Below are 15,642 nucleotides of genomic sequence, written 5' to 3' on the forward strand. Positions count from 1 at the left end.
TGCATTCATCAATTTCAAAGAATGATTTCCACGTTTTAAACAAAATTTCAATCTGCCAGCGAAGTGAATATAATGAATGCACGTAGTTCGTCGGTACTTTTTCTAGCGACGTATTCGTGATATATACATTCATGCCCATTAAACGTTTACTTTTATCCTTCATGACAATGCCTTTCTTCTTTTCACGTATCGCTTGGTTTTTCAAACGTGTTTGTGTTTGATTATCGGTTAAACGATGAATAATGACACGTGCTGGAAGTTTCTGATTTTGGCCAATGTATGCCTCGGGGATTTCCATCGTTCCACCAGGTATTAGACCCGACAGCATTTGTGTCATATCAAGCTGGATGTATTCTGTTTGCTTTTTTAACGTACCATTGTTGAAGTATCCTGGTTCAGGATTCTTGATATAAATGCGTGTATTCAACTTCAAACGCGAGATATAGTAAGCCTCTTTATCATGAATGGTTTGTAAATCTCCTAAATCGAAGTAACCAAGATCACGTAAACACAAGTCGCCTGCTTCTACGGTTTTAAGACAGATGGTACCGTATGTTTTATCATTGTTTTTTCCTGGTCCAAGCTGCACGTTAAGGAATTGACCACTAAGCAAATCATATTCCAATTGAATTTTCACGCCTGCCGTATTACTACTCCCACCGGAACCTTGATAGTCTGTGGCGAATTGATCAGGCAGTTGAAACACTGTTGCATCTAGAATACGGATACGATTGAAAGTAGAGATTATATGTGCAGAAAGTGAGTGATTTGAACAGAGTTTTTGTGTGAGAAGAGAAGTAAAGACTTCTCGAAGAAATGTGACAGCTGCTGAATTAAAGCGTTGATTCAGTCCTTCTGAGCTCATAAGTACCCCAGTGGAAACTTCTAACTGACTGCACAATTGTGTAAGGGATGTGCTAGCAATTCCTTGACTGATCCATACGCAAAGAGCAATGAGTTCGTTTGCTTGATACTTACTAGATCGCTGTACAAAGCCAACTTGTTTGGCGATATCTTGTAGGACTACTGGAGATAAAAAGTATTGTAGCTCTTGCGCAAAAAGATTCAGTTCATTTGAAATAATAGGATTCATTAAAAACACCATCCTCTCTCATAAACTTCTTACAATAAGCATAGCGTTTTTTTATTTTAAGGGTATAATTTTAACTTCGCGAATGCAGCACCCTTCAAATATTTCCTTTTCCTCTACTTCACCTGAAGGAACAGACCAAAGTTCTGGCTCATTTGTTTTCTTCTGTACTACCATTAGTATTCCTTTATCCAACAATCAGGTCATATTCTGGAATAAAGAAGGAAATAAAAGGGGGTATCTTGAACTTTTAAGTATTCCAGAATAAGCAATTACAGGGGGCTAGGTAATGAAAGTAGGAGTAATAGGAGGTGGCTTTGGTTTAACAGTTCAAGCGCCTATAATAAATACTCATCCTAAGATGAATGTTTCTGCTGTTAGTACAATGATGCGCCATCAATTGCCAAAAGATTTATCTAATGAAGACAATCCGCCAGTTCATTATACAGACTGGACTAAAATGCTAGATTTAGAAGAGTTGGATCTTGTATTTGTTAGTTCTATTCCGATTTATCATCTTGAGATGGTTAAACACGCATTAAACAGAGGTATAAACGTAGTATGCGAGAAACCATTTACAATGAATAGTAGGGAATCAGGAGAGTTGCTAAGAGCGTCTAAAGGTAATAATTTAAAGGTATTTATCGATTTTGAGTGGCGTTATCATCCTGCTCGCCAAAAAGTCAAAGAACTTATAAGTCAACTTGGTGACATCCTTCATTTTGAATATCATATTTCTGCCCCTCAATATCAGACCCTTCAAACTAACAAAATGGGATGGATGGGAGAAAAGCAGAAGTTTGGTGGTATGTTAGGGGCTCTAGGAACACATATGATTGATTGCCTTAGATGGATAGTTCAGGACGAAATTATAACAATTAATAGTTTAATACATACTCACGTCCCAGAAGGGCCAGGAGAACTTAGAGACTCTGATGATGCCTTTTTTATTCATGGTAAAATGAAAAAGAGTTGTACCTTTTCGATTCAACTTATTTCAGGGGTTCACCACGGATTTGGTTCAAACTTGAAAATATTTGGAAGTCTAGGAACCATAACCTTAATTGATGATAAAACACTGTTTTTTGGTAAAGCAAGTGAAAACCTAGAAGAAATAAAAATTGAAACGTATGCCCAGACCATTCCAACTTTATCTTTAGAGGCAAAGGCTTATTATCCAGCATTTTATCCTTTTTTAGATAAAGTTTACGAAAATATTACCTTTAATAAAACAGACAGAGACTTACCAACCATTGTAGATGGGCATGAAAATCAAATAATTATAGATAGCGTGTTGTCAAATTAAATTTATTATTCAATAAAACGAATCAGCTATTATAAGCTGATATTTTTATTCCAGAAAAGGGCGCTTTAAATGAGAAATGATCACAAAAATTATCAAACTATTTTCTAAGGTTACACATTACTGTAGTAGATAAAAGCTCACTTCTTATCTTTTTAAATAAGAAGCTAGTTTTATCGTTTTGGGGGTGCAACAAAATCTTAACTTGATGGGCATGGGGTAGCACCACATCAAGCTAAGATTTTAAGATATCCCCAAAACAAAATTTTATATTTCTACTGTTGTTTATAAGAACTCATGTTATTTTTTTCGTTTTGGGGAAGAATGTATTTTTTAACTTGATAGCGATGGGGTACCACCAAATGCCCATCAAGCTAAGAAAAAATTAATACCCCTAAAACAAAAAAAGACTGAATTCAGTCTTTTAAATCTGGCATACCGCCTACATTTTAACGAAAATATACGCTAAACAAATTTGAATAAGGGTATCTTTGCTCATCCCCTCGAAACGGGGGAATAGCAAGAAAATTAGTAACAAAACCCTTATAAATAAAGGATTTTAATTTCTTTTTAAAATAAACATGTCAAAACATATACATTTTAATTGAAACATTTCAAATAAGTATAAGTCGTATTTTTGAAATGAAAAATTCTAGATTTTTAGCTATGTCATAAAGTGTACTTTTTGACACTGGGTATAACATCTAAATAACATAGGCTTATTCCCCCATTTCGGGGATTTGGGTAAAAACACCCAATAAGAAAAGAGCCGGACTTTCCCCGTTAAGGGTAAATTGGCTCTTTAATCTTTAAAGGACGTAAGGAATGTAAACTTGTTGCATGCACTCCCTCAAACTTATATTCTCCTAAGAAATCTAAATTTTAGGGAATATTCACAGCTGTAATTTTGCAAGTTGAAATAGCAAACCTAACGATTGTATCTGGACTTATAGGTAAAGTACCTAGCACTATACCAAGACCTGTTTGTTCCACATTAAAATCTGCTGCAGTAGAACCAGTACTTGCTAAAAGATTCACTGTAGAACCAATAAGCGTGTCCAGTAATTCCCTAATTGGTCGTTCGCGACAATCACATTCGCATCCTAAATCTACAGGTGGAAGTAACGTTATAGATGGCCCTGGCGGTAAAAATCCTACCCCTGTTACATCAGAAATATTAACCACAAAAGATGTAGTACCATCTGTAACTGTAACTAAAAAATCATTTACGGAAGTAATAGTAAATAAAAAGAAAAGAGGGGGGACGTTTGGCGCGTCTGCAATAGTACCAAGAAGCACAGTTTCCCCAATAAGTTGTTGTAAGACATTCTGCATAGGTAAAACACAGCAATCACACAGGCAACCTTCAGTCTCTCCAGTAGGCCCTGTAACCCCAGTAGGTCCCGTAACTCCAGTAGGTCCTGTAACTCCAGTAGGTCCTGTAACCCCAGTAGGCCCCGTAACCCCAGTAGGTCCGGTAGGTAATGTGAATGATGGAATTGGTGACAATGTAGGACCTACAAGGTTAGGATCAAGTGCTCCAGCAGATATGAAATCCCTTGGATTTAATTCTTTTGAATTATTTTCACTTCTATTTGACATGTATACACCTCCTTCTCTCTAAAGAATTTATTCATTGTATGGCTTGTACATACTATAAAATAATAAATTACTAGGTTTTCGCACTTTTCACGAAAATATAAACCGGATTTTATCAATAGTTTATTTATTAATAATCATGGTTACTCTCATAGGGGTATGATCATATACCCCTCAAGCTAATTTTTTTTACTACCCCATACCCCATGCCCATCAAGATAACAAGAATACACTACCCCAAAACGATAAAAATGAACTTCGTTGCTATAAAAGACAATTTTTTTGTTCCGAGGGAATTATAGAATTTTATATCTTTACAATTATTTATGGGGATTTAATTCTTTTTTTTTCAAGAATAAGTAATTTCTTAACTAAAAGGTCACGTACCTCTTCCTTATGATAATTAATTTTTGGTGATTGATAAGAAATTTAATGAATGATTATTCGAATATGCTTTCGTAAATGTTAAAAGAAAATAATTTAACCTAGTCGATATTATCTAAATGTTTATAAATCTGAATTTTGAAATATAATAAGTGTAGAGTGAAAAAACACAGTTCGGTTGGTAGTCCGAACGCAATAATTTAATAATTATTGTCAGTAACCTTCCCCCCTGGGATGTCCATTACTCATGTAGTAAAAAAGGGGGATTTTCAATGAAACTTACAATTTATTTTGATGGACAATTTTGGATTGGAATAGTTGAAATGATGGAAAATAACAAATTGAAGGTATGTAAATATACTTTTAGATCAGAACCAAAAGATAGTGAAGTATTGGATTTTATTTTTCATGATTTGATTCCGTTATTAAATAGTACATCAGGTGTTAAAAACTCTATTGATGACAAAAAAAAGAAGAATTAAAAGAAAAAAAGAGACAACTGAAAATTCAAAAACGAAAAGCAAAACATCGAGGAAGATAAAAGGTCGTCCGCTAAATTTAGCGGACGACCTTTTATCTTGAGAATTTATTCACACCCTGTCATCATCAAACGAAAAAGAAATTGTATTCATATAGCGAAAAAAACGCTATTCTTTTTGTAGAAATATACAGAAAGGATGGCGTTTTTGTATGAATCTATCGATTTCTGATGAACTACAATTATTTTCTAAAGAATTAGAGCGACATATGTCACCACATGCTTTGGATAAGTTAGCTAGAAAAATAGGATTTGTTCAACGAAGTAGTAAATATCGTGCACAAGACTTAGTGGCTTTATGTGTTTGGTTAAGCCAAAATATAGCTCATACTTCATTGACACAATTATGTAGTCGATTAGAAGCTAACACAGGCATTTCCATGAGTCCGGAAGGACTCAATCAACGCTTTAATTCTCGGGCTGTACAGTTTTTACAACAAATATTGGCGTATCTACTTAACCAACAATTTCATTCCTCCAACTCAAACAAGATTCCAACTTTGTATACAAACTATTTTCGTAGTATTCGTGTATTGGATTCTACACATTTTCAGGTTCCAGATAAATTTGCTTCTACATATCAAGGTTCAGGAGGTAGTGGTCATAGTGCTGGTGTGAAAATTCAATTAGAGTACGATTTGCTTAGTGGTCAATTTTTAAATGTTCATGTAGGTTCGGGAAAGCAAAATGATAAAATTTATGGTTCTACTTGCTTAACGTCTCTTCAACCGCACGATGTATGTATACGTGATCTAGGATATTTCGATTTAAGAGATCTACATACGATAGACGAGTGTGGTGCTTATTTTATTTCACGATTAAAGCTCAATACTCGTATATATCAGAAGAATAGAGAACCTGAATACTTTCAAAATGGAACAATAAAAAAGAAATCTGAATACATCCAACTAGATATGGAGCAATTCATTGACCAATTACAGTCAGGTGAAACATATGAAATTCCTGAGATTTATATTGGAATGTATCAAAAACTTCCTGCAAGACTAATTCTGTACAAATTAACTGAAACGCAAATGAAACGTAGACAAAAGGATTTAGCATCTAAAGAACATAAGAAGCAAATTACCTATAAAGAACGCAGTAAGCGACTTAGTGCAATTAACTTTTACATTACAAATATTCCTTTGGAATATCTACCAAAGGAACGAGTATACGATTTTTACTCCTTACGATGGCAAGTTGAACTTATCTTTAAAACATGGAAATCATTCTTTCGTATTCATCATTGTAATTCTGTAAAATTAGAACGACTAGAATGTCACTTATACGGACAATTAATTAGCATCTTTCTTTGTTCCTCCACTATGTTTCAAATGCGCCAATTACTCCTCATCAAGAAGAAACGAGAATTAAGCGAATATAAAGCGATTTATATGATAAAAGATTATTTTCCACTTATTTATCAATCTCTACAAAAAGACACCCAAGAATTAACAAAGATATTGTCTCGGCTGTTTAATCTCTTACAGAAAAACGGACGAAAATCCCATAGGTATGAGAAGAAAACAGTCTTTGATATCTTAGGCGTCGTATATAACTTTTCTATGTCTCACAATCATGTAGCGTAATCAAAAAAACTGAAACCCGATAGGGTTTATTTGGTATGTAAATCTTTAAAGAACTTACACTAGATCTTTAGAAAAAAGAAAAAATCTCACATAAAATTAAACTTATATAAGCTTAGCTTGATGGGCATGGGGTACCACCAACAAAACGCGAATTTCGCACGCTAAGCAAAATTTGAATGTACTAAAAACTTCCCGTAAGATGCATTCCCTACAACTTCATTTAGAAACTTGAAAAATAATGGGATTTTATATACGAATAGGATGAAAAGGGTTTGTATACAAAGTTGTGTTTTTGCCAGGGGGATAAGTTCCTAGTAAAATAAGGATACTTTAATAAAAGAGAAAGCTTTGCATATTATGCAAAGCTTTCTCTTTATTTACTCACAAAATATCCAATTGTATAGATAATCCATAAGTGGACCGGATAGAAAATATAAAACATATACTTTGTTAATGAATTATTTACACCACGTTCTCCACTGTATAGGAAGAAGAATGGTAACGCAAATATCATCATCCATTGGTTGTTGAAACCGAATAAACCCATTTCTGTAAAAATTTCTCCAGACATAAGTGATGTTGGTACCTCTATTAATGAAAGTAATACATATGTGATAATTAACCACATTTTCTTCTCTCTAAAGAAATAGAAGATTAATGTCATGATGACGCCAATATCACTTGCTTCTGTAAACAGTCCTAATATAGCCGCAATAATGGTAGCTGGAATTCCTAGTAAATAGTTTTTTGTACGTTTTGTATAATCAATCGTACAAATTAAAACAATACTCATTCCAAGTGACAAGAAAATATTATTGTGAAGTCCACCTTCCCTTGGGAACATGTACTGAATTAGCGCTGAACCTGCAAACATAATCGCTGCCCACATAAATACACGTGTAGCATACTTTGTACGATTTCGTGTATAGAAGAATCCTTCCACTACAAAATAGAAGAAAATTGGCGCTACAATACGTCCTGGATGATGCATCCACATTGGTATACCCGGAATGTAAGTATACACGTGGTCAATGACCATAAGGATCATTGCAAAAATCTTTAATTGAAAAGCATTTAACCTCATAATATATAAAACCTCCACTTTACATGTTACTCAGATACTATTAATCTTTTGAAAACACAGTTTTGTTTTCTTACATACACAATATACTTTCATAAAAAAGTATAAATTTTTTGTCCAAGAGGTTCTTTTATAAAAAATAGAACCTCTCGAATAGTAAAACTTTGGGTAAACTTGCTATATTATTTTTAGATGAAGTATCTAAAACATTAAATACATGTATTGTTAATTCATTAGTTTTTTCAAATAGTTTCGTCGTATGATGAAAAAGCTTATAACAAATAGCAATAAAAATATTCCTACACCTATTGCTGTGACTCCATAAAATGCTGATGAAAAATGGTTACGCATTCCAATCGTTATTCCACATAGAAGAATAGATGCAAGTGCAAACGGGATAAAAATTAAAGTTGCCAACTCCTTAGTCACCACAGTAACTAATTCTTTCGTAGAAAAGCCAAGTTTTCTCATTCCTGCATATTTTTCTTTTTCGCCTTCAAATGACGTTTGCAGATAGAAATAAAGAATACTCATTGCCGCGCTCAAAAAGATAAGGCTCAACATGAAACCGATAAAGAATAGGAGGCTCACTGTAGTTTTTTCAGTCTCGTAAAAATTAATTTTAGAAGAAATTAGGCGCTCATTTGGTATTGTTGAAATTTTGGAAAGAATCGTTTCAGACAAGTCGAGCTTTTCTGTCCAATTATCAATTTCATAAGCAAATACTTTAAATACAGGATAGTCAATCGTTTCATAAACAGCATCTGGGACGATATAGTACATCTTTTTAAAACCTGAAGTTAAAATATTTCGTTTCTCAAGGCCCGCATATTTAAGTTTTCCAAACGGGTAGTCACGAATAAATTCTGTACTTGGAAGAGCATAGTTATTTCCTGCTGCAACATAGTACTCATCATCCTTTAGTGAAATTTCCTTATGAAAGCCAAGTGCATTATAATTTGAAACCGACATAAAACCGATATTATGATCTTTATCTGTTTTAAATGCTGAATGATATGCATCGTATTTACCGTGTTTTGCTAATGAATTTTCAATAAATGAAATATCATCCTTTTCAACTTCCGTTGCATTTCCTGAGAGTGAGATATATTCAAAGCTGTACGGCTCTATTGATTCTACTCTCGTATCTATATTGTAATAGGAACTGTACAGTACATTTGTACATACAAACACACCTAGCAACAAAACTGTTAATAAATAGATAAGATAGGAATGTGAGCGTCCTTTGGCCTTTATGTTCGAAACGTAAAGCATATTTGTTTTTTGGTAATACGACGGTCGTTTTTGTAATACACGAATCGATAAAAACATTCCCTGCGTGATAATAAAATAAATGGCTAATAGCGAACTAACAAATAGTAAAATGTAATGGATCGTTCCAGATGATTCAACCCAATTCATTTCTAATATGAGCGATAGTGCTAAGAATACGCTCGTAATTACGGATAGTAACAACTTCCATGGTGCAGGCGCTATTAACTTTTCCTGTGTTACATCTGCTTTTAACAGATGAACAGCTTCTTCTTTGTTAATAAAACGTGTTATAAATTTAGAAACGATAAAGAATAAAATTGCAAATAGAAAAATCGTTAATGCGATAGCTTGCATTGGTATATACATACCAAAGCTACTCGCTTGTAACACCCTTTTGGTGACCATTAAAAACAAAGGGGCGATTACAAGCCCAAGCACAATCGCTGTTATAATTGCTACACCAGCAATAAGCATATTTTCTCTGAACACCATCTTACGCACTTGCTTCATAGATGCTCCAGTAATCATAAAAATGCCAAGGCTTTTCGTTTTCTTTTTCAAAAACGAAAACATCGAATAAATGATGAAAGCGAATGAAAAAATATACACAATACAGCTCGTAAGTATCATTACAAGGCTAAGTGTGCTTCCTGTTTGAATGATCGCCAGCATTGGATGGAATGCTACAATCGAAAATAAGAAAAATATCAAAATGGAAAATACACTGCTTAAAAAATAGGAAATATATGTCCATTTATCGCGCAAGATGTTTTGAAGGACAATATGATTAAAACTCATGCTGTCCACCACCTAAAAATGTAAGTGTGTCCATAATTTCTTGATAAAACTTCTGTTTATTATTGCCTCGATGCACCTCATTATAAAGAATACCGTCTTTTATAAAGATTACGCGATGTGCAAAACTAGCAACATAGGCATCATGTGTCACCATTAAAATAGCTGTGTTAAAGGTCTTGTTAATTGACTCAAACAAAGTCATAACATCATTTACCGCTTTAGAATCTAGGTTTCCAGTTGGTTCATCAGCTAATAATAACCCTGGTTCATGAATAACAGCTCGAGCAATTGCCACACGCTGTTTCTGTCCACCTGAAATTTCAAATGTACGTTTCTTTAAAATTTCTTTAATACCTAAAAAAATTGCAACTTTCTCTAAACGTTTGCTCATTTCCTTAGCTTCTACAGAATCAAGTACCAAAGGTAATAAAATATTTTCCTCTACTGTTAAGGTATGAACAAGGTTAAAGTCTTGAAAGACAAACCCTAATTCTTTGCGACGAAACTTCGCTAGTTCATTATCATTTAATTCATAAGGATTTTTTGAATTAATTGTAACTGAGCCATTAGTTGGGCTATCGATTGTTGAAATGCAGTTAAGAAAAGTTGTTTTTCCACTACCAGAAGGCCCCATTACTGCAACAAACTCATTCATGTTTAAATTAAAATCAATACCTTTCAATGCTTGATAGGAAATTTCTCCTGTATATACTTTTTGAAGCTCTTTTACATTTAAAATGGTGTTTGACATCAGTACCTCACTCCTTTGTATCTTTCAGTATTTGATTATAGATGGGCCTTTTACTTCTTAACATCTTTCAACGTGACAGCAATATGACAAAATTGTCACATTCAAAACGGCTACCTTATTTGGTAGCCGTTTCTATACTTCTTGAGAGGTCTATTGTAAATGTTGTTTCATTATCTTTAGAATATAGATGGTATGGATGATTTAATGTAGTAAGAATACTTTTTACTAAATAGAGACCGATACCAGTTGCTTCTCCTTTTGTACGTCCTTTCGTTCCCGTGTAAAATAATTCAAAAACACGTTTTATTTCACTTTCAGGTATCGTTTCTCCTTTATTTTTAATAAGTAACTGCCCATTTTCATAGTGGATTATAATGGATGAGTATTTTTCTCCATATTTAACAGCGTTACTTAATAACTGGTAAACCACAACCTTTAGCCATTTACGATCTGAATAGAGAAATATATGCTCAGGTATAGTGCTCTTAGGAAAGATTTCTTCCTCAATAAAATAATCCCTTAAATCATTAATAACTTCCTGCACAATATGTTTTAACGGAATTGGTTCTATTTTTAAATCTGCTAATAATTTAGTAGAGCGACTATACGTTAGTAACTGATTTAAAGAGAAGTTTAGTTTATCGCACTCAACTTTTACTTTTTGCCATTCCGCAAGGGAATTTGGTTCCTTAAACTGATTAGATTGTATAAGCAGTTGAATGACAGAAAGTGGCGTTTTCATTTGATGAACAGCATGAGAAATCATTAATTGCTGATCATGTAAAGAACGCTTATACTCCTCTTCTTTTGATAGAAATAAGGATTGAATATATTGCAATTGTGTTGCGTAGGCTTTCTCGTATGAGGCAACTGGTTGATAAATGATGAAACTGTCCGTATGGATGTTCTTGTTGCCAATATGTGCATACATTTTTTTACGACGTAAATACCGACAAAAAAGTAATACGATTAATAGAGAGAAGGCTAGAAATATAAAATAAGTATAATGATTTTCAAAACCATCTAATCGATGAATCACAATTGGTAAGCTAATAAATGTAATAATATAAAGAATAATAAAGCTCAAGTGGTCTTTTAAAAATAACTTCATGTGAGTTTCTCCGTTAATTGATAGCCAATTCCTCGAATAGTTGTAATTTCTAAAGTAGAATGAATGGATTCTAATTTCTTTCGTAATCTTGCAATATTTACTGTTAATGTATTTTCCTCTACAAATTCTTCCTCATCCCAAATGGCTGTAAGGAGTTGCTGTCTTGTTACAACATTAGGATATGCTTCAAAGAACATTGTACACAGCTGGAGTTCTTTTACCGTTAATAGCTCCTCCTGATTAGGTGTGCATAATCTTACAGTGTCCAGATTTAAAATTGTATTTCCTATTTTTAAAATTTTCTCCTGTATATTCCTTGCATATTCGCCATATATACGACGAATTTGTCCATTAATTTTTGCAAGAACTACTCCTAATAAAAAAGGTTTGGTAATGAAATCATCAGCTCCATTTTCAATGCCATACACTTGATCCGTCTCACTCATACGAGCAGAGAGAATCACAATGGGACAATTCGATATTTGTCTTATTTTACGGGACCAATAATAACCATCAAAGGCAGGAAGGGTAACATCCATTATGACGAGATGGGGTTGGAAATCTTGAAAAATTTCTAATACCTTTTGAAAATCTTCTACAATGAGGCAATGATATCCATATTTTTCGAGATGTTCTTTTAGTGTATCCGCTATATTTATTTCATCTTCAACAATCAATAATTTATACATTTCATCCTCCGATTTATTTATTAACTTTATCTCATACCTTAATTTTAAATCATTATTACTTATGGTCAAAATGAGACACATTCTTATACTATATAAGAATAATCTTTATCTCAAAGTTATATGATCTTTACATCAGAACTAAAGAGGGGTATCTTCTCTAAAAGAATCGTTTTCATCTCGTTCAGATTAAATAGGCTTTTTTGAATATTCATAAAAAACTAATGCTAAGTAATTTTTAACAATTGAGAGATAAAATCGAAAAATCAAGATATTTTTCAATTTGAAAGGGAATGCCAATAACATTAAATAAATTTTCAACACCCTTAAGAAAGACTTTCTTTGATTATAGCTGCCATTTTGGCAGCTATTTTTATCTCACAAAAAGGGGCTGATTAGTAGAAGGGGAAATTTTCTATATTTCTTTTTTTATTGGGAACATCTCATATATTTTTTCAGTTAAAGATTGAGGAGACTCTCTTGACGATCTTTTGATCCAATCAATGAAGACATTAAAGAATCCACCAATAAAAAATAATGCTTGAGCTTTGCTCATGTTATTACTGATCGGATTGTCTGTTTCAAATATAGATTTTATTGCGGAATTAACATAATCAAGAAGAAGACCAGACATATTGGAATCTATTATGTTTTTCATTAGGATACGCTCATTGGCCATAAAACTTATTAAACCTTCTATAAAAAGTTGAAGACTATCATGAGAATCTAAATAAGTAATTTCTTCTAAAAATTTGTCGATACCTTTTTGCATAGAGGCATTAAGCACATCGTAAATGGTACGATAGTATTTGTAAAATGTAACTCTTGCAACTCCAGCTTTTTTGCAAAGTTCCGTAACTGTTATATCCTCCAATTTTTTTTCTTGCAGCAGCAGACCCAAAGCTTCTGTAATGTATTCTTGGGAATATACACCATCCTGACGTGAGTTTCTCAGCGCTAACACATCCTTTCATTTTGTTAGTTTTAGCTTCTATTTATCTAAAAGTGCTTGAAAAACCACCCCTCTCTTTTATACTTACATGTGTAAGTGCTAATGTTAATACAAATGTTTCGATAATGACTATGCTTATTCTATAAAAGGAATTTGATTACTGTCAATGTATGCAAAAAGGTCATTTGAAACCATGTACTTACTATTGTAAATAACGAAGTTGGAGGAGATTAAAATAGCAAAGTATCTTTACAAATTAGGTGGTTGGGCAGCAAAACATGGGAAGAGTATTGTTTTTAGTACCTTAGGAATTTTATTCATCTTGGGGGTACTAGCTGGAAGTTTAGGTCCCTCTTTCAATGATGAGTTAACGATTCCAGGCACACCAGCTGAGAAGGCAAGCAAGTTGTTAGAAAAAGAATTCCCTGAATCTCAAAGTGCTGGTGCCCAAATTAAAATAGTTTTTAAAGCCCCAAAAGATCAGACATTAGATTCGGAACAGGTAAATAAAGTGATTACAGATACTTTGTCTGATATTAAAAAAGATGATTCAAATGTTGAATCAATTGCAACCCCTATGCAACTTAAAAATTTAACCAAAGATAATACCATGGGGTATGCTGTTGTCAATTATAAAAATGATGCTGAAGATATAAAGGAATCGTCTAAGAAGAATGTATTAAACAAAATTGAACAAACTCGTGAGGAGGGAATCCAAACGGAGTTAACCGGTGATGTGAAATTTACTGTAGTCGAATCAAATGGTGAATCGGAGGCTATTGGAATAGTTATTGCCTTTATAATTTTGGCGATTACATTCACATCTTTCCTAGCAGCTGGGATGCCTATTATCACTGCTATTATAGGATTAGGAACTGGAATGCTCGTAGTTATGATAGGCTCTAATTTTATTGAATTGCAGGATCTTTCGCTTTCAGTGGCTATCATGTTGGGAATAGCCGTTGGAATTGATTATGCTTTATTTATTATGACTCGATTTAGACAACAACTTGGCGAAGGACATTCCGTTAAAGAATCTATTGCTATAGCAACTGGTACTGCAGGGAGTGCCGTTGTTTTTGCTGGAATCACTGTAATAATTGGACTTCTTGGATTATCTGTCATGAAGATTCCTTTTTTAACCAAGATGGGAGCAGTATCATCTATTAGTATACTATGTGCTGTATTGGTTTCTATCATCGTACTTCCAGCTTTACTAGGAATAGTAGGGCATAGATTTCATCCCTCTATAGGAAATAAATTCTTAAAAAAAATTACAGGTGCAAAAGAAGGCAAAGTACCTTCGAATAAATGGGGAAAGCTTGTCACAAAACATCCGTTAGTTATGTCTTTCCTGGCTATTGCATTACTTGCTGTCATTAGTATTCCATTTTTCCATATGAACCTAGGACTGCCCGATGACGGGGATACCATGTCAAAAGATACAACGGAAAGAAAAGCATATGATCTCATGACAGAAGCATACGGAGAAGGTGTCCATTCTTCTCTAGTTGTGGCAGCAAAAATAGATAGTAAAAAACAAGACCCACAAAAGACACAAAAAGCAATGGCGGAGATTACAGAAGAAATTGGTGAACTAAAGAATGTTAAGAGTGTAACGCCAGCTTTCCCTAATTCTTCTGGTGACGTTTTTATTATCACTGTGACCCCAAAAACGGGACCAAATGATATAGAAACAAAGGATCTTGTGAAGCATATTCGAGAAAAGTCGAATACAACAAAAACAGAAAATGACATTGAGTTATTAGTTACTGGTACAACGGCGGTCAATATAGATATAACAGAAAAGCTAAATACAGCATTACCTATATTCGCAGTGCTTGTAGTAGGACTGGCATACGTTCTTTTAGTGTTAGTATTTAGATCCCTATTACTTCCTTTAAAAGCAGTAGTAGGCTTCCTCCTTTCATTGGCTGCAACACTAGGATTTGCCGTGTTTGTTATTCAAGATGGAAATCTTCTTGATTTATTTGGTTTCCCTTCTTCTAGCGCAATTCTTGCCTTCCTGCCAATCCTTACAATTGGTATCCTTTTTGGATTAGCAATGGACTATGAAGTGTTTCTTGCAAGTCGTATGCGGGAAGTTTACACGCATACAGGCAATCCAAAGGAAGCTATACTTGCAGGGATGAGAGACAGCGGAAAAGTTGTAGCTGCAGCAGGATTAATCATGATAGCTGTATTTTTTGGCTTTATGCTTATGCCAGACCCAATGGTAAAGGCTATAGGGATGAGTCTAGCATTTGGAGTTCTATTTGATGCTTTTGTGGTTAGGCTGACGATTGTTCCTGCCGTTATGACATTGATGGGAAAAGCAGCTTGGTATATGCCGAAATGGCTGGATAAGATTCTTCCAAATATAGATGTTGAAGGTGAATCTATCTTGCATAAATCAGAAAGTAAAGATAAAAAAGTGGGATAAGCGTAGCTATGAGTTAAGGTTTGATAGAAAATATCGTTTGAA

Annotated in this window: 13 protein-coding genes; 4 read left to right on the forward strand and 9 right to left on the reverse strand. The window is 33.8% G+C overall.

What is annotated here, in order from left to right; genetic code table 11:
* On the reverse strand, positions 1-1,093 hold a 1,093-nt coding region (locus tag GFJ36_RS07985; protein WP_157349545.1), incomplete at its 3' end, for an IS4 family transposase.
* 51 nt (positions 1,094-1,144) lie between these two features.
* Entirely contained in the window at positions 1,145-1,267 is a 123-nt protein-coding gene (locus GFJ36_RS07990) for an NUDIX hydrolase (protein WP_141542818.1), read from the reverse strand.
* Positions 1,268-1,379: 112 nt separating this feature from the next.
* Between GFJ36_RS07990 and GFJ36_RS07995 the strand changes: the two genes are divergently transcribed.
* Positions 1,380-2,396: a Gfo/Idh/MocA family protein gene (locus GFJ36_RS07995; RefSeq protein WP_088610478.1), complete on the forward strand. Its 1,017-nt coding sequence runs from the start codon at positions 1,380-1,382 to the stop codon at positions 2,394-2,396.
* A gap of 879 nt (positions 2,397-3,275) precedes the next feature.
* Here the strand turns inward: GFJ36_RS07995 and GFJ36_RS08000 are convergent.
* A complete protein-coding gene (locus GFJ36_RS08000) occupies positions 3,276-3,995 on the reverse strand; it encodes an exosporium leader peptide-containing protein (protein WP_157349523.1) in 720 nt (239 codons plus the stop codon).
* A 653-nt stretch (positions 3,996-4,648) separates the two neighbouring features.
* On the opposite strand from GFJ36_RS08000, the gene GFJ36_RS08005 reads away from it, so the two are divergent.
* Together GFJ36_RS08005 and GFJ36_RS08010 are read left to right on the forward strand one after the other, a co-directional pair.
* A complete protein-coding gene (locus GFJ36_RS08005) occupies positions 4,649-4,858 on the forward strand; it encodes a YjdF family protein (protein ID WP_242015940.1) in 210 nt (69 codons plus the stop codon).
* 208 nt (positions 4,859-5,066) lie between these two features.
* Positions 5,067-6,503: an IS4 family transposase gene (locus tag GFJ36_RS08010; RefSeq protein ID WP_097891053.1), complete on the forward strand. Its 1,437-nt coding sequence runs from the start codon at positions 5,067-5,069 to the stop codon at positions 6,501-6,503.
* A 373-nt stretch (positions 6,504-6,876) separates the two neighbouring features.
* On the opposite strand, the gene GFJ36_RS08015 is transcribed toward GFJ36_RS08010, so the two are convergent.
* The 6 genes from GFJ36_RS08015 to GFJ36_RS08040 form a co-directional block, all read right to left on the reverse strand.
* Entirely contained in the window at positions 6,877-7,587 is a 711-nt protein-coding gene (locus tag GFJ36_RS08015; protein WP_157349524.1) for a TraX family protein, read from the reverse strand.
* A gap of 222 nt (positions 7,588-7,809) precedes the next feature.
* Complete coding sequence (locus tag GFJ36_RS08020; RefSeq protein WP_157349525.1) at positions 7,810-9,657, reverse strand: FtsX-like permease family protein; 1,848 nt, start codon at positions 9,655-9,657, stop codon at positions 7,810-7,812.
* On the reverse strand, positions 9,647-10,408 hold the full coding sequence (locus GFJ36_RS08025; protein ID WP_000072383.1) for an ABC transporter ATP-binding protein: 762 nt from the start codon (positions 10,406-10,408) through the stop codon (positions 9,647-9,649). The genes GFJ36_RS08020 and GFJ36_RS08025 overlap by 11 nt, the downstream gene beginning before the upstream one ends.
* Before the next feature lie 115 nt (positions 10,409-10,523).
* Positions 10,524-11,519 (reverse strand): sensor histidine kinase, encoded by a 996-nt coding sequence (locus GFJ36_RS08030; protein ID WP_098581411.1) that lies wholly within the window; start codon positions 11,517-11,519, stop codon positions 10,524-10,526.
* Positions 11,516-12,208: a response regulator transcription factor gene (locus tag GFJ36_RS08035; RefSeq protein WP_098346586.1), complete on the reverse strand. Its 693-nt coding sequence runs from the start codon at positions 12,206-12,208 to the stop codon at positions 11,516-11,518. Before GFJ36_RS08035 ends, GFJ36_RS08030 begins: the two co-directional genes overlap by 4 nt.
* Before the next feature lie 412 nt (positions 12,209-12,620).
* On the reverse strand, positions 12,621-13,169 hold the full coding sequence (locus tag GFJ36_RS08040) for a TetR/AcrR family transcriptional regulator (protein ID WP_098346585.1): 549 nt from the start codon (positions 13,167-13,169) through the stop codon (positions 12,621-12,623).
* 223 nt (positions 13,170-13,392) lie between these two features.
* Here GFJ36_RS08040 and GFJ36_RS08045 point away from each other — a divergent pair, with 223 nt between their 5' ends.
* Entirely contained in the window at positions 13,393-15,600 is a 2,208-nt protein-coding gene (locus GFJ36_RS08045) for an MMPL family transporter (protein ID WP_157349546.1), read from the forward strand.
* Positions 15,601-15,642 lie beyond the last annotated feature (42 nt).

It is taken from the genome of Bacillus sp. EE-W1, assembly GCF_009760835.1.
GTDB classification, from domain to species: Bacteria; Bacillota; Bacilli; order Bacillales; family Bacillaceae_G; genus Bacillus_A; species Bacillus_A wiedmannii.

Coding starts and splice junctions, on each gene's coding strand:
- GFJ36_RS07990 (WP_141542818.1), bottom strand. CDS start 1,267: ATGGTAGTACAGAAGAAAACAAATGAGCCAGAACTTTGGTCTGTTCCT.
- GFJ36_RS07995 (WP_088610478.1), top strand. CDS start 1,380: ATGAAAGTAGGAGTAATAGGAGGTGGCTTTGGTTTAACAGTTCAAGCG.
- GFJ36_RS08000 (WP_157349523.1), bottom strand. CDS start 3,995: ATGTCAAATAGAAGTGAAAATAATTCAAAAGAATTAAATCCAAGGGAT.
- GFJ36_RS08005 (WP_242015940.1), top strand. CDS start 4,649: ATGAAACTTACAATTTATTTTGATGGACAATTTTGGATTGGAATAGTT.
- GFJ36_RS08010 (WP_097891053.1), top strand. CDS start 5,067: ATGAATCTATCGATTTCTGATGAACTACAATTATTTTCTAAAGAATTA.
- GFJ36_RS08015 (WP_157349524.1), bottom strand. CDS start 7,587: ATGAGGTTAAATGCTTTTCAATTAAAGATTTTTGCAATGATCCTTATG.
- GFJ36_RS08020 (WP_157349525.1), bottom strand. CDS start 9,657: ATGAGTTTTAATCATATTGTCCTTCAAAACATCTTGCGCGATAAATGG.
- GFJ36_RS08025 (WP_000072383.1), bottom strand. CDS start 10,408: ATGTCAAACACCATTTTAAATGTAAAAGAGCTTCAAAAAGTATATACA.
- GFJ36_RS08030 (WP_098581411.1), bottom strand. CDS start 11,519: ATGAAGTTATTTTTAAAAGACCACTTGAGCTTTATTATTCTTTATATT.
- GFJ36_RS08035 (WP_098346586.1), bottom strand. CDS start 12,208: ATGTATAAATTATTGATTGTTGAAGATGAAATAAATATAGCGGATACA.